This window comes from Leptospira fainei serovar Hurstbridge str. BUT 6 (assembly GCF_000306235.2).
Taxonomy (GTDB): Bacteria; Spirochaetota; Leptospiria; order Leptospirales; family Leptospiraceae; genus Leptospira_B; species Leptospira_B fainei.
Window position 1 is genome coordinate 35,763 of record NZ_AKWZ02000010.1, and the last position, 12,666, is coordinate 48,428.

Below are 12,666 nucleotides of genomic sequence, written 5' to 3' on the forward strand. Positions count from 1 at the left end.
AATATCGACTGGCAAAGACGATTTCCATCAACTCGGGGCCTCGATTGGAAAAAAATTCCAATCGTAGGAAAATCGAACTATGGCAAAGAATAAGCGAACTCAATCTCGATCGAGCTTAAACTAGTGAAAATCGATCGCTTGAGTCCCTTTAGTCCGTTTTAGGTTTAAATTTCCTCTCGGTTTTTCCGATCTCTTCGTCGCTGATCTGATATTCTTGTTGTAAGAATTCGCGGAAATCTATCGATCTATGATGATCGCGATCCCCATCGCATTGTCGATTTCCTTGTACGGACTTCGTTACGCCGGCGACAGTAATCGGTTTCAAGCTTAAATTTTGCGTCATCGGACAAACTCCCGGTTTCGGAGTCAGTCCGTTATAAGCGCAGGTTCCCCCACCCTGAACTTCGTCCGGAGGAGGATCTTCCCCGTGTTCGTTTCCAAAAAGAGGATACCCTTGCCCGCCATAGAATCGATTGTACATTCTACCCCAGATAGGAACGGCCAGAACCGATGCGGCTTGTCCTCTTCCTAACGAAATCGAGCTTTTATCAAAGCCCATCCAAATCACTGTAGTAAGCTTCGGATCGAATCCGCAATACCAGGCGTTGGTAAACGAAGAAGTCGATCCCGTTTTACCTGCGGCAAAACCTTTATAATTTCCTTTTTCCGGATTTCTTAGTCCGTCGGTGGCCGTTCCTGCCATTGCGACCATCATCAACATTCTGCGCAGAATATAGGAAGTCCCTTCGCTAATTACTTGAATGGATCCGTCTTCCCGTTCCCTCTCCAACTCTTGTCGAACTTTCTCTTCTTCGTTGTAAATTACGTTTCCGGATTGATCGATCACGTACCGGACTGCGAAGGGAATTACGTTCCTGCCTTTGTTTGCGATAATCGAATACCCGATTGCCATCTCGTAAGGAGTCAATTCCGCGATTCCGAGCGCAAGCGCGGGACTGGAAGGAAAACGACTCTTATCAGCTTTTGTTAAACGAGATGCAAAATCTATGACTGCATCGGCGCCTGTTCTCAGGAGAACCTGCACGGACACGATGTTAAGTGAGAGCGATAGAGCCCTTGAGAGTGGGACCATCCCTTGGAAATCTCCGTCAAAATCCTGAGGAGACCAGCCTTCTCCCTCTTCCGTCAAAGTCGTTAGAGGAGCGTCCATGATTCCGGTTCCGGAACCCACTACCCTCTCGGCAATCGCAGCGCCATAAACGAAAGGTTTAAACGAAGAGCCCGTTTGTCGTCGAGCCTGCACTGCGCGGTTAAATTGATTCTTGGGCGTGAATTCGTACCCGCCGACCATAGTTTGTATATAGCCGTTCGTATGATCGATCGTAATCGCAGCGCCTTCGACGTGGAGATTCTTTCCGAATATTGCGGATCGCTTTTGGAATTCCGTAAAGGAAGCGGATTCGTTATCGGCTTCGGGTGTAAGGAGAGTCAGCAAATCTGCGGCGTCAATCAGCTCCTTTTCCAGCGCCACTCGGAAGTTCGCCTTGTCGTCCAATTTACTTACGAAGGGAACTCCTACCGGAAAAACGGAACCTAAAAGTCCGTACAGTCCGACAAGCCCCCGATCGGCCCCGCCGGCGTAATTCACCGTTACCCCGGAAACGAGGTCATCGTGTTTTTTTAACGCCCTACGAAGTTCTTCCTGGGCGATTTCTTGTTTTCGGACATCCAGCGTCGTATAAATTTTTAGACCGCCGTTATAAAGCCGATCTTCCCCCAATACCTTTAATAATTTCTGTCTTACGAATTCCGTAAAATGCGGAGCTCGATTCAATTTGGTTCCCCAAGTCGACTGGGATGGAGATTGTGTGATTACGACAGGCCAGTATTTTTCCCAAAATTCGTCGTGAATGAACTGAACCTTATCGGTAGGAATAAATCCTTGGCCCGCCATTAATTTCAGAACTTCCAAATGGGCGCGTTTAGCCGCGGCAGGATTCTTGTAAGGAGAATAGTCGACAGGGGCCTTGGGTAATCGCGCCAGCAGGGCCGCTTCGGCTACGTCTAAATCCGTTACGTCCTTATGGAAATAAACGTCTGCTGCCGACGCCAAACCGGTAGTTCCATGCCCTAAATAGATTAAGTTAAAATAAATTTCTAGGATTTCTTCCTTGGAATATTCCTGCTCGATCTGTAGAGTAAAGAGGGCTTCCACGAACTTACGGATAAACGATCGCTTTCTGTTCTGCAGAACCGTCTTTGCGAGCTGCTGGGTTAAGGTGGAGCCGCCTTGCTTGATTCTTCCTGAAAGTACGTTCACAATAGCGGCACGGCTAATCGCCATGAAGTCGATGCCGAAGTGATTAAAGAAGTTGTTATCTTCTACGGATAAGAAAGCCTGCACGACATGAGGAGGAATATCTTGGTATTTGAGTAGCTGCTGTTTATGACGATACAGTTCTGCGAATACGATTCCGTTATTATCATAAAGACGGGTTGGAGTCGTCGGTTGATAAGAAGCGAGCATTGCAAGCTCACCCCCCTCGTCCACTTCCGAAAGTATATAGCCGAAAAACAATCCGCCTGCTAAAGCGATCCCGAGCAGGATTTTGGTCGTCCGATGGATTCCGTCGCTAAAAATAGTCATACGAGTTCGAATTTCATTCCTTCCCGAGCTAGGATAATGGATAGGTCCTTAGTACCAAGATTTTCAGCATGGGTTTTGGCGTCATCCAAGATGATGGCTAAAATTTCGTCGGAATACGCTGGTTCATGGTGAGTCAAGGCAAGAGTTTTAACTTCCCAATTCGACGCACAATTAACCGCCATCGTATAGGAAGTATGTCCCCAATCGAATTTTTGAAATGAATCATCCAGAGTGTATTGCGAGTCCAGGAGCAGCAAATCGGCTCCGAAGAAAAATGGTTTTTGCTGCGCTACCAGCGGCAAATCTTCTCCGGTATATTCCGCGTCCGTCGCAAAAACGAAGCTTTTTCCATTTTCAGTAAACTTGTAAGCAACGGATCCACCGGGGTGTTTGAGTGGAAGCCATTCGATCTTCATTCCTCCGATTTCAATGGCTTCGTCGATTTTAAGATGATGGAAACTACATTGACCGGCAAATCGCTCGAACGATACGGGAAAAAATCTAGGCTCCTGCTGGTAATAAAGCCGATCTTCTAAATCTTTATTCGGGGAATAAAGAGTGAATCTGTTTCCAGGAATGTAAAAAGGTTTAAAGAAAGGGATTCCCTGAATATGGTCCCAATGAGTATGGGTGAAAAAAATGGACAATTCTCCGGTTCCCTTTCCGAACTCGCCTTGAATGAGTTCATCCCCGAGCACCCTTACTCCGGTTCCCATATCTATCAAAACGGAATCACCCGAGGAAGAGCGGACCTTAATGCAAGTCGTATTCCCGCCTGTAACGGAAGTCAGGTAATCGGGTAAAGTTTCCATCCAAGTTTCGGGGGATGAAAACGCTTTGCCTTCGGAAGCTTCCGCCATCTTGAGAATCGTTAAAATCTTCTCCCTATATTCGGGGGTCCGCAAGGGGGAAGGGATCGATCCACGGACGCCGTACAGCTGAATTTCCACTCTAATAGGAACAGGTACCAAACCGGCCACGGACTGTCAAAGGAAACAAAAATCGGGATTTAGGTTGTCTGCCGAACGGATTTGAGAAAACTAGGAGGGGTATGGCATACTACTCCGGTGGATTCGGCATTGAAGTTACTCCAGTAGTTCGCAGGCTTCTTTTTTTGAACCTGGGAGTTTTCGTTTTAGAATTTATACTGAAATTAGCTTCTCCGCAAATTCTAGGTCTTTTTCTGGGAATGTTCGGGTTGGTCCCGGATTTCGTACTGCACAAATTTTTCATCTGGCAGGTCCTGACCTACGCCTTTCTCCATGATCCAAACTCCATTTTTCATATTCTATTTAATATGCTCTCGCTCTGGATGTTCGGTTCGACATTAGAGGCATACTGGGGAAGTAAGAATTTTCTAAAATTCTATTTGGTTTCCTGCATCGGAGGCGGAATCGTTCCTCTATTTGCCCATCTTTTGGGATTCCCCCAAGGAACGATTGTCGGAGCTTCAGGAGGTTTATACGGACTTCTTATCGCTTTCGCTCTGATCTGGCCCAACAGAGAATTGTATTACTTCGCTATCTTTCCGATTAAAGCCAAATATTTCGTTTTGATTCTCCTACTTTTAATCGGGTTCACTTCCTCTTCCAGCGGCGTCGCAGTTACGGCTCATGCCGGCGGTGCCCTTTTCGGCGCCTTGTATTTCTTTTATAATAATAAATTAAAATATAAATTAGGATTTAGCTTACCTTCCTTCTCTCTTTCTCGCTGGTTTCAAAAAAGAAAAATGAAGCGCTGGCAGGAGGAGATGCACAGTCGGGAGAAGGCGAAGGACGAAGTCGATCGCCTTTTGGAGAAAATCTCCAGAGACGGAATGCATTCCTTGAGTAGAAAGGAAAAGAAATTTCTAAAGGAAGCCTCGACGAAATATTACGATTCCAAGGAATGATCGATACTTCCATTCCGTTCTCGATCTCATTCTGCAAATGCAAACCTTCTTTCTAGACCAACGATCTCTCCGTACCCCGTATTATAATCTCGCACTGGAAGAAGCTTTAGCTTTGCGACTCGTCGAGGAAGGCTATATTGGCGGAATTCGATTTTGGGAAAGTCCTCGTTCCATCATAATCGGGCTATCCGAGGATCCGCGTATTACGGTCGGAAAAAATATAACGGAATCTTTCCTTCGATTCGCGTCCACCCGCGCCTTACCGAAAAAGCCGAACAAGGAAGGGATGCCGTATCTAGCGAGAAGAGCAAGCGGCGGAGGTACGGTCGTCCACGAACCCGGTTGGAATCTAAATTTTAGTTTGTTTGTCTCTATCAAAGAAAAGCCGGAACTCTTTCCCGTTGGGAATTCCTATAAGATCCTCCTTGGAATCGCGTCGAAGGCATTATCTTTACAGGGAATAGAAAGTAAATCGATGGGGAAATCGGATCTTGCTTTGGAAGAAAGCGATTCTGCATGGAGAAAGATTTCGGGAAACGCTCAATTCAGAAAGAAAGATTGCATCGTCCAACATGGGACGCTTATTTTAGATCCTCGGTTGATCCAGCTAGTTTCCGATTTGCTTCCCCATCCTCCGGAGGAGCCTGAATATCGAAACGGCAGAAGACACAAAGAATTTGTCACCTCTCTTCCCGAACGTTTCTCCGAGGCAAAATTCAAGCGGGACTTCACCCTTTTATTTGCGGATTATCTGGGGGTGAAAAATATGGGTACTGGAATAAGCCGATCCTTTCGTAAAAGCGTGATTCTTGAAACGAATAGGCTATTTCGAGAAAAGTACGTCTCGTTGGAGTTCATCACCGGCGAACGGTAAACTACGGCGTGCAAAGAAATATCACCGAGGAACCGATGAAATACCTTCCACAACAGGACCCTGAAATCTTTAAAGCCATCCAGGCGGAAGATAAGCGCCAGGAAGAAAACCTGGAAATGATCGCGTCCGAGAACTTCGTATCCCGAGCGGTTCTAGAGGCATATACGTCCACTCTTACGAATAAATACGCTGAAGGTTATCCCGGAAAAAGATACTATAACGGTTGCGTAAACGCTGATGCCGTCGAGTCTATCGCGATCGATCGAGCAAAAAAGTTATTCGGTGCCGAATATGCAAACGTTCAGCCCCACTCCGGGGCGCAAGCGAATATGGCCATATTTCTGGCTACGTTAGAACCGGGCGATTCTTTCTTGGGAATGAATCTGGCTCACGGAGGGCATTTGACTCACGGGTCCCCGGTGAACATCAGCGGTCGATATTATAAACCCATTCCGTACGGAGTGGATCCGAAGACGGAGACGATAGATTACGATTCGATCGCCTCGCTAGCAAAAGAACATAAGCCGAAGTTAATCGTCGCAGGAGCATCCGCCTACTCTCGTACGATCGATTTCGCTAAATTCGGAGAAATCGCAAAAAGCGTCGGGGCCAAGTTGATGGCCGATATCGCACATATTTCGGGTTTAGTGGCAACAGGCTACCATCCCTCTCCTGTCGGGATCTTTGACTTCGTGACGACAACGACTCATAAAACTTTGCGAGGCCCGAGAGGGGGCTTGATTCTCTCGAATAGCGAGAATGAAAAAATTCTGAACTCTAGAGTGTTTCCAGGAATCCAAGGCGGACCTCTCATGCACGTGATTGCGGCAAAAGCGGTTTCTTTTGGAGAAGCCTTAGCGCCGGAATATAAAACCTATATCGAGACCGTTCTCGCTAACGCTAAAGTTCTTGCGGAAGTTTTTGTGAAGCGAGGTTTTAGGGTCGTTAGTGGCGGAACCGACAACCATTTGGTTCTCTTGGATGTGTCCGTGAAAGGGCTTACCGGAGCACAAGCGGCGGATGGATTGGACGAGATAGGTGTTACGGTAAATAAGAACGCGATTCCTTTTGATAAGAATCCTCCGGCGGTCGCCTCTGGAATTAGGCTTGGAACGCCTGCACTCACCACACGGGGCCTCAAACCGACCGATATCGAAAAAGTGGGAAATTTGATAAGCGACTTCTTGGAAAATCCGAACGACCATAAGACGATAGAAAAAGTAAAAGGCGGCGTACGGGAATTGACTCAGCAATTTCCTATGGATCGTTTCCGCTTAGACTGAACGCCGCAATCTGTTTGCGAATCGGAACCTATCCGAGTGCAAAACCTCGTCGGACTTTGCACTTGCACCTTTCCTCTAGCCTGTCTCGCTCGCGCACAGAATTCCATCTCATCTCGAACGAAAAACGAGTCGATGTCATAAACTGACCGTGACATCCGGGTAATTCTGGAATTAGGATTTTTTGAAAAAGAAGGAGCCCAAATCGGAATTCGTTCAGGCGATCTGATTAAGAACTATTTGGTTTTTTTGATAAGGTCGAACGTTAGTGGCGCCAAGTCCCGAAACTTACGGCGCCTCTTAAGGAATTTTTCGACCTATCTTATTTTGTTTCCTTACATTCCGTTCTCCACTTGAGAATGCCTGCGACATCCGCCTTGGTTGCGGCTTGGCACTCTTCGAACGAACTGAAATTTCCTATCGTTGAATAGCCTCTCGTGGCGTACAACCAAAGAACCCAAACACTCAACACCAACATTAACTTCTTCATGCGAATTGTCCTCCGAACAACAATCTTTTCTTAAGTTAGGTCAAATTCCTTTTCGCACCGGTCCCGTTAAGAACCTTGAGTGCCCGAATTTTGGAAGTTCGTTTATAGAACTCGAATCGGTAATTTATAATAATATGACGGAGTGTAGCAAATCCGCATTACTAAAGTTTAAATAATTTTTTACCGATAAAAATTTTTATTAAACGAATCAATAGAACGATCGTATAAAATAAATTATTCGGTATGCCCCGTCTAGATAAAAAGGGTTAGGCCCCTTACGGACCGGAAAGCATCTAGCATTAATTTATTGATAGTCCGAACCCATCTCGTTTGAAATCGCCTACCTTTTGTACAGTTCAAAAAAGACCAAAATTTCATCGGCGGATCCGGAACGTTAAAGCGCATAACCGTACGCTAAATAATTGTTTCTTATCTCGGCCGTTTCAGTAATTTATTCATCGAGCGAGGCATAACATGAACAAGCAGATTGCGATCGTAACCGGAGCGAGCAGAGGCATCGGAAAGCAGGTATCAAAAGAATTGGCGGTATCGGGCATACATGTGCTTTGCTGCTCGCGAAAAATGGCGGATTCGGCAAAAACGGTTAAGGAAATTGAAGAGAACGGCGGGTCTGGCGAAGCTTGGGAGTTGGATGTTGCCGATTCGAATTCGGTAGAGAAGTTTCTTCGTGAAGTATTAAAAAAACATTCCAAAATCGATATATTAGTGAATAACGCCGGGATTTACTTGGACAGTGGAAACATCGAAACTGCTTCGCTCGAAAATTTTAATAAAACCTTAAATACGAATCTCACCGGACCGTTTATGTTATCGAAAGAAATTCTCCCGATTATGAAAAAGAATAAATTCGGTCGAATTGTTAACGTAAGTTCCGGACTAGGACAATTGTCCGATATGGGAGCGGGTTACGCCGCATATCGAATTTCGAAGGCGGGATTGAATGCTTTGACTAGAATTTTGGATTCCGAAGCCGGAAATCACGATATTAAGGCAAATTCGATTTGTCCAGGCTGGGTTCGAACCGATATGGGCGGCGCTAGTGCGAGCCGATCCGTTGAAAAGGGAGCTGAAACGATTGTTTGGGCTGCGCTTTTAGGAGATGACGGCCCCCGAGGAAAATTCCTTCGCGATAAAAAGGAAATCCCTTGGTGAGTGGGAGAAGGCTTAAGTTCCATATTCGCGAACTTCGACCGAGACCGTTATTTCTTAAATAATTGCTTAATCCTATCCACAAACTCGCGCCCTACGGGTAGATTTGTTTCGTCTTCGTTCTTTAGAAAAAGTGAATATGACCCTCCCGGTTGAGATTTTGTTGCGGCGATAAACGCTTTATTAACTATATATTTCCTGTGAATCCGAAGGAAGTCTTCCTTAGAAAGTTTTTTTTCGAAATCACCTAATAATCGAGGAGTTTCAAAATCCCCGTTCTTCGTGTGTAATATGGAATGTTTGCCGTTTGCAGTTAAATAAAAAACGTCGGAAGAAAGCACCCGGTGAATCAACCCTTTCTCCCTGAAAATTAGTACCGGATCCATTTGCCCTTCCGGTCTTTGCTTTGAAATCGCCCTCAACCTCAATTGTTCGAGAGCTCTTGTCATACAAGCATCGAATCTCTCTTTCGAATACGGCTTTAAAAGGTAATCGCATGCACCGACTTCAAAAGCTTTTAAAGTATGCTCACGATATGCCGTTGTAAAGATCACGACAGGCATTGTGGAACCGGATTCTTCCAAAACCTGAAGTCCTGTTTTTTCCGGAAGGTTAATATCCAGAAAAACAAGATCAAAATCCCCCTTGGAAAGCAGGTCGACCGCCTGCACTCCTGTCCGAGCGATTCCCGAAACTTCGCAATTTTTCCAATGCTGCAAATAATTTCTAAGTAAATCCCGCGCAGGGACTTCGTCCTCGACCACAAGAACTTTGTAAAGTTCGCTCATCCCAGAGCCTCGTATTCCAATAATAGAGTATTCTTTCCTAATCTTTTTTCCAAATTTAGTTCCGCCTTTCCGAAATTATATTCTAGTCGGGATTGAATATTCTCCAAAGTTCTGGAAAATTCCGATTTTTTTCTCTCAGTCGGAATTCCGGCGACTACAGGTTTTCCTTTTCCATTATCCACAATCGTTATCCGAACTCTCCCGTCGGCAGTCTCCGCGAATAGTTCCAGCTTTCCAGGTTCGGACAAAGATTCCAATCCGTGCTTAAAGCTGTTTTCTACGAGTGGCTGCAAGGTTAACGGGGGAATACGAAGTCTGGAAAAATCGCCGGTCAGCCTAGTTTGAACCGTAAGAGAATCCGAAAACCGAAGGCGCTGTAATTCCAGGTAATTAACCGTAAATTTCCATTCTTCCTCGAAAGGGATTAAGCGATCGTAAATCCTATCGGATAAAAAACGATACGTGTCCGCCAGAATTATCAGGGCATCGTCCGCCTTTTTAGGATCGGTCACAAGCAGAGCATGAACGGTATTCAACGTGTTAAACAGATAATGAGGATCCATCCGGCTCTGGAGGGTTCGATATTGAATATCCTTTAATTCGGACTCGGTCTTCTTCTTTCTCTCTATAAGCAATTGCATGGATTTTTCGAGAAAAGAAATAAATATCGCTAGGATTAAACTTCCTAAAAGAATATTGTAAGAACCGCCGTGCGGCCTTTCCAAACCGTCCCCTGCAAGCAGAAGGACATGGAGTATGCCCCCCGCCGCAACGCCGAATACGGCGGCAAAACCGGAAGCGATTACTAAGAAAGCGCCGGTGCTAAAAGGCCCCCATCTTTTACTATTAATGAATTCCACTGCAAATTCAACGATGGAACAGACCGAATGAGTAGTAACTTGCGTCGCCAAAAATACTTTCCAAAAAGGGGATGGAGAGTTGTGAGCGACTAACAGAGAGTTCATCGTCCCTAGCACGGTATTGATCGTAAACCAGAACACAATTTTGAATACTCGTATTCTGAAATCCATTCCCTTCCCCATTGCTCAATATCTTAACGAATCTTTCCCCTAGTCGATTCGCTTTTTTGCCCATCATTCCATCGGAAGTAGCGTTTATTCCGGAAATGGATTTTTAACAGGAAATCATGTAGACTAGGCGGTTTTATAGAAAGTCTAGTAGACAGCAGAAGGAAATTTCGATTACGTTAGCAGGAAATAATTTCTCTCTCTTACGCCATTCGTAGGAAAATCTCAGGGGGCTACCTTGAAAATTCGAAATATTACAAAGCTAACTCTTATCGCCGTCTCCTTCTCGATCCCGATTATGATCAGCGCCGAAGAAATTGTAACAACCAAAAAAGACGAACCGGACGGGTTTTACGGCTTAAAAGTGAATGGCGTTGTTTCGGGATCGTACGGACAACGACTCAGGGATAAAGCCTCCGGTATTTCCAACGCATATCCAAACGACGAAACCGGCTTTTCCACTCCCTGGACCTTATTAATGATCAATAAGGAATGGAAGGAAACCGGAATCGGTTTGGAATTATGGGGGGAGTTGCTTCGAGCCAGTCAATTTTCCGCGGATACTAAAGTCGACGGTGGAACAAAATCGAATCCTTATACTCTAGGAATCCGGCATGCACTCATAAGAAAAACCTGGGAAACGAATTTGGGTACCTATTCACTTACTTTCGGAATGCAGGAACTCCCTCACACTTATACCCAATGGAAGAACTATTGGCAATGGCGATATGTGGATAAGGGACCTCTGGAAAGTTTAGGATTCGCCCAAGCTCCTGCCGATATCGGCGTTGGAGCGAACGGAAAATGGGATTCCATTTCGGCGCAGATAATATTCTCCAATGGAGAAGGATATCGACAGAGCCAAAATACGGATTCTTCCGCAATCGATGTTTCATCAAGAATATCTTATGAACCTAAGATAGATGAAAATACGCGGTTCGGAATACATTTCTTCTCGAGACAGGCCAATTTTGCCGGAGCGGCCGGAACCGATTGTAGAAAAGGAACGACCTGCTTACCGACCGATAATAATCCGGCCACTATTTTGCAAAAAGATATCCGCGCGTTGCAAAGCACTTCCTATGCCGTCGAAGCCGACTTCGATAAGAGAAAATTAATCAATTTCGGACTCGGTTGGGTTTGGAGAAAGCAGTATGGCGGAGCGATCGTAGATCGAGCAAAACCTCTATCCCCTCCACTTTCGCCGGGAGTCGACTCTACCGGTACGGCCGCATACGCCTGGTTGGCGTTAGGCTGGGATTCGATACGCATCATAGGAAGAATGGAAGGCGGCGCCGGACATGACGGAGTTTTAGCCGCAGATCGGGCCAAAATCAAGGATATACTCCCTGGAGTTCCCGAATCCGTAGGCTGGTCCCAAGTTCCGGGCAGCCCTGTCCGAGGTTCGTCCGGTTATTCCTCTCATGCGTCGTATCGAAAAGGTTCGGTATTCATCGAATGGATCGTTTCGGATACGATCAAACTTTCCTTCGGATACTCTGAAAGCAGGAACAGAGACGTAAACGGAGGTCGCGAAAAAACTTATGTGGATCAAACAGGAACCGTCCGAACCTCGGCGGATTATCTTGGACAATATGCCTCCAATACCGGAAACCCGATTTCATCGTACGGGCAGCTCGGTAAAGAATGGGCGTTTTGGACAACCGTGGAATTTTAATGGAGAGCAATAGAACATGAAACGGAAAATATTTTTAGCGATATCGTTCGGATTAACGTTTGGAGCCTTAGTCGTTCTTAGCCAAGGAACGAGCGATAAAGATGCGAGAGCATCGTTCCTCGTCGGCAAAGTACAGGTTCAAAAGTCCGGAAGCGGCCCTTGGACGCAGTTAAAATTAGGGGAAACGGTTAACGAAGGGGACATTCTTTCCACAGGAAACGCATCGAAAGCCACCTTATTGTATCGAGGCTCCGAATTTCGCATCCTTCCGAATTCAAGATTGAAGCTGACTAAACTTCATAACGACACCAAGGATGGGAACCTCGAAGTTCAAAACGGATTCGCATGGTTTCATGTCGTAAAGTTGAACGGAAAGAAATTCGAAGTTTCGACTCCGACAAACACTGCCGGAGTTAGGGGAACGTCTTTTTCGGCTTTCTATGAGGCGAAATCTAAAGATTCAGGATTTTGTACTTGCGAAGGAAAAGTCGCGCTGACCGGAAACGGTGAAAAAGAGGAAGGAACAGTTCAGGAAAAAGGAAACGGCGGATATTATCCAGGAGAAGGCGGAGCGCCCAAGAGAACCTCGTATGAAGGGATAATCGTGAAATTCAAAGCATTTCCGCCTTTTAAAGAATTAATAAAAAAGAATATATCGCTTAAAAACTGCCTGTCCTGTCATACTCCTCAAGGCTGGACTCATGAGCAAACGATCCCGATGGACGAAACCTACGGAGCTGCAAAGTAACGGAAAAAGGATATTTCGGGTTTTACCTACCCGTAATATAATCTAGTTCCCCACACTTTCTATATTCTTCTTTTACAGTCAGGCGGTACGCACCGCCTCGACTTCCTTCCT

11 protein-coding genes are annotated in these 12,666 nt (G+C 45.7%); 6 read left to right on the top strand and 5 right to left on the bottom strand.

Annotated features, from left to right (window positions below):
* Positions 1 to 148 precede the first annotated feature (148 nt).
* Both LEP1GSC058_RS09215 and LEP1GSC058_RS09220 read right to left on the bottom strand, forming a co-directional pair.
* The gene (locus LEP1GSC058_RS09215; protein WP_039948521.1) at positions 149 to 2,602 is read right to left on the bottom strand and encodes a penicillin-binding protein 1A; all 2,454 of its coding nucleotides are present in this window, start codon (positions 2,600 to 2,602) and stop codon (positions 149 to 151) included.
* Between the two features lie 2 nt (positions 2,603 to 2,604).
* Entirely contained in the window at positions 2,605 to 3,558 is a 954-nt protein-coding gene (locus LEP1GSC058_RS09220; RefSeq protein ID WP_039948522.1) for an MBL fold metallo-hydrolase, read from the bottom strand.
* Positions 3,559 to 3,659: 101 nt separating this feature from the next.
* Between LEP1GSC058_RS09220 and LEP1GSC058_RS09225 the strand changes: the two genes are divergently transcribed.
* Genes LEP1GSC058_RS09225 through glyA form a run of 3 tightly spaced genes read left to right on the top strand, consistent with a single transcriptional unit; the run spans position 3,660 to position 6,656 of the window.
* Positions 3,660 to 4,499, top strand: coding sequence for a rhomboid family intramembrane serine protease (locus LEP1GSC058_RS09225; protein WP_016549954.1), 840 nt, complete (start codon positions 3,660 to 3,662; stop codon positions 4,497 to 4,499).
* Positions 4,500 to 4,536: 37 nt separating this feature from the next.
* Positions 4,537 to 5,373: a lipoate--protein ligase family protein gene (locus tag LEP1GSC058_RS09230; RefSeq protein WP_016550324.1), complete on the top strand. Its 837-nt coding sequence runs from the start codon at positions 4,537 to 4,539 to the stop codon at positions 5,371 to 5,373.
* A 35-nt stretch (positions 5,374 to 5,408) separates the two neighbouring features.
* Positions 5,409 to 6,656 (top strand): serine hydroxymethyltransferase, encoded by a 1,248-nt coding sequence (gene glyA / locus LEP1GSC058_RS09235; RefSeq protein ID WP_039948523.1) that lies wholly within the window; start codon positions 5,409 to 5,411, stop codon positions 6,654 to 6,656.
* A gap of 319 nt (positions 6,657 to 6,975) precedes the next feature.
* Here the strand turns inward: glyA and LEP1GSC058_RS20160 are convergent, their stop codons facing one another.
* Complete coding sequence (locus LEP1GSC058_RS20160) at positions 6,976 to 7,143, bottom strand: hypothetical protein (protein WP_016549752.1); 168 nt, start codon at positions 7,141 to 7,143, stop codon at positions 6,976 to 6,978.
* A gap of 474 nt (positions 7,144 to 7,617) precedes the next feature.
* Here LEP1GSC058_RS20160 and LEP1GSC058_RS09240 point away from each other — a divergent pair, with 474 nt between their 5' ends.
* Positions 7,618 to 8,316 (top strand): SDR family oxidoreductase, encoded by a 699-nt coding sequence (locus LEP1GSC058_RS09240; protein WP_016549970.1) that lies wholly within the window; start codon positions 7,618 to 7,620, stop codon positions 8,314 to 8,316.
* Between the two features lie 47 nt (positions 8,317 to 8,363).
* Here the strand turns inward: LEP1GSC058_RS09240 and LEP1GSC058_RS09245 are convergent, their stop codons facing one another.
* Together LEP1GSC058_RS09245 and LEP1GSC058_RS09250 are read right to left on the bottom strand one after the other, a co-directional pair.
* Positions 8,364 to 9,101 carry a LytR/AlgR family response regulator transcription factor gene (locus LEP1GSC058_RS09245; RefSeq protein WP_016550794.1) on the bottom strand — a complete coding sequence of 246 codons (738 nt, stop codon included), beginning with the start codon at positions 9,099 to 9,101 and terminating at the stop codon, positions 8,364 to 8,366.
* Positions 9,098 to 10,144, bottom strand: a complete 1,047-nt coding sequence (locus tag LEP1GSC058_RS09250) for a sensor histidine kinase (protein ID WP_198014397.1) — start codon at positions 10,142 to 10,144, stop codon at positions 9,098 to 9,100. Before LEP1GSC058_RS09250 ends, LEP1GSC058_RS09245 begins: the two co-directional genes overlap by 4 nt.
* A 223-nt stretch (positions 10,145 to 10,367) precedes the next feature.
* Between LEP1GSC058_RS09250 and LEP1GSC058_RS09255 the strand changes: the two genes are divergently transcribed.
* Entirely contained in the window at positions 10,368 to 11,807 is a 1,440-nt protein-coding gene (locus tag LEP1GSC058_RS09255) for a hypothetical protein (protein ID WP_016550340.1), read from the top strand.
* Between the two features lie 16 nt (positions 11,808 to 11,823).
* Positions 11,824 to 12,555 carry a FecR family protein gene (locus tag LEP1GSC058_RS09260; RefSeq protein WP_016550783.1) on the top strand — a complete coding sequence of 244 codons (732 nt, stop codon included), beginning with the start codon at positions 11,824 to 11,826 and terminating at the stop codon, positions 12,553 to 12,555.
* Positions 12,556 to 12,666 lie beyond the last annotated feature (111 nt).

What these genes read in the sequence shown, in the direction of transcription:
- LEP1GSC058_RS09225 (WP_016549954.1), top strand. Translation starts at nt 3,660, where the DNA reads ATGGCATACTACTCCGGTGGATTCGGCATTGAAGTTACTCCAGTAGTT.
- LEP1GSC058_RS09230 (WP_016550324.1), top strand. Translation starts at nt 4,537, where the DNA reads ATGCAAACCTTCTTTCTAGACCAACGATCTCTCCGTACCCCGTATTAT.
- glyA (WP_039948523.1), top strand. Translation starts at nt 5,409, where the DNA reads ATGAAATACCTTCCACAACAGGACCCTGAAATCTTTAAAGCCATCCAG.
- LEP1GSC058_RS20160 (WP_016549752.1), bottom strand. Translation starts at nt 7,143, where the DNA reads ATGAAGAAGTTAATGTTGGTGTTGAGTGTTTGGGTTCTTTGGTTGTAC.
- LEP1GSC058_RS09240 (WP_016549970.1), top strand. Translation starts at nt 7,618, where the DNA reads ATGAACAAGCAGATTGCGATCGTAACCGGAGCGAGCAGAGGCATCGGA.
- LEP1GSC058_RS09245 (WP_016550794.1), bottom strand. Translation starts at nt 9,101, where the DNA reads ATGAGCGAACTTTACAAAGTTCTTGTGGTCGAGGACGAAGTCCCTGCG.
- LEP1GSC058_RS09250 (WP_198014397.1), bottom strand. Translation starts at nt 10,144, where the DNA reads ATGGGGAAGGGAATGGATTTCAGAATACGAGTATTCAAAATTGTGTTC.
- LEP1GSC058_RS09260 (WP_016550783.1), top strand. Translation starts at nt 11,824, where the DNA reads ATGAAACGGAAAATATTTTTAGCGATATCGTTCGGATTAACGTTTGGA.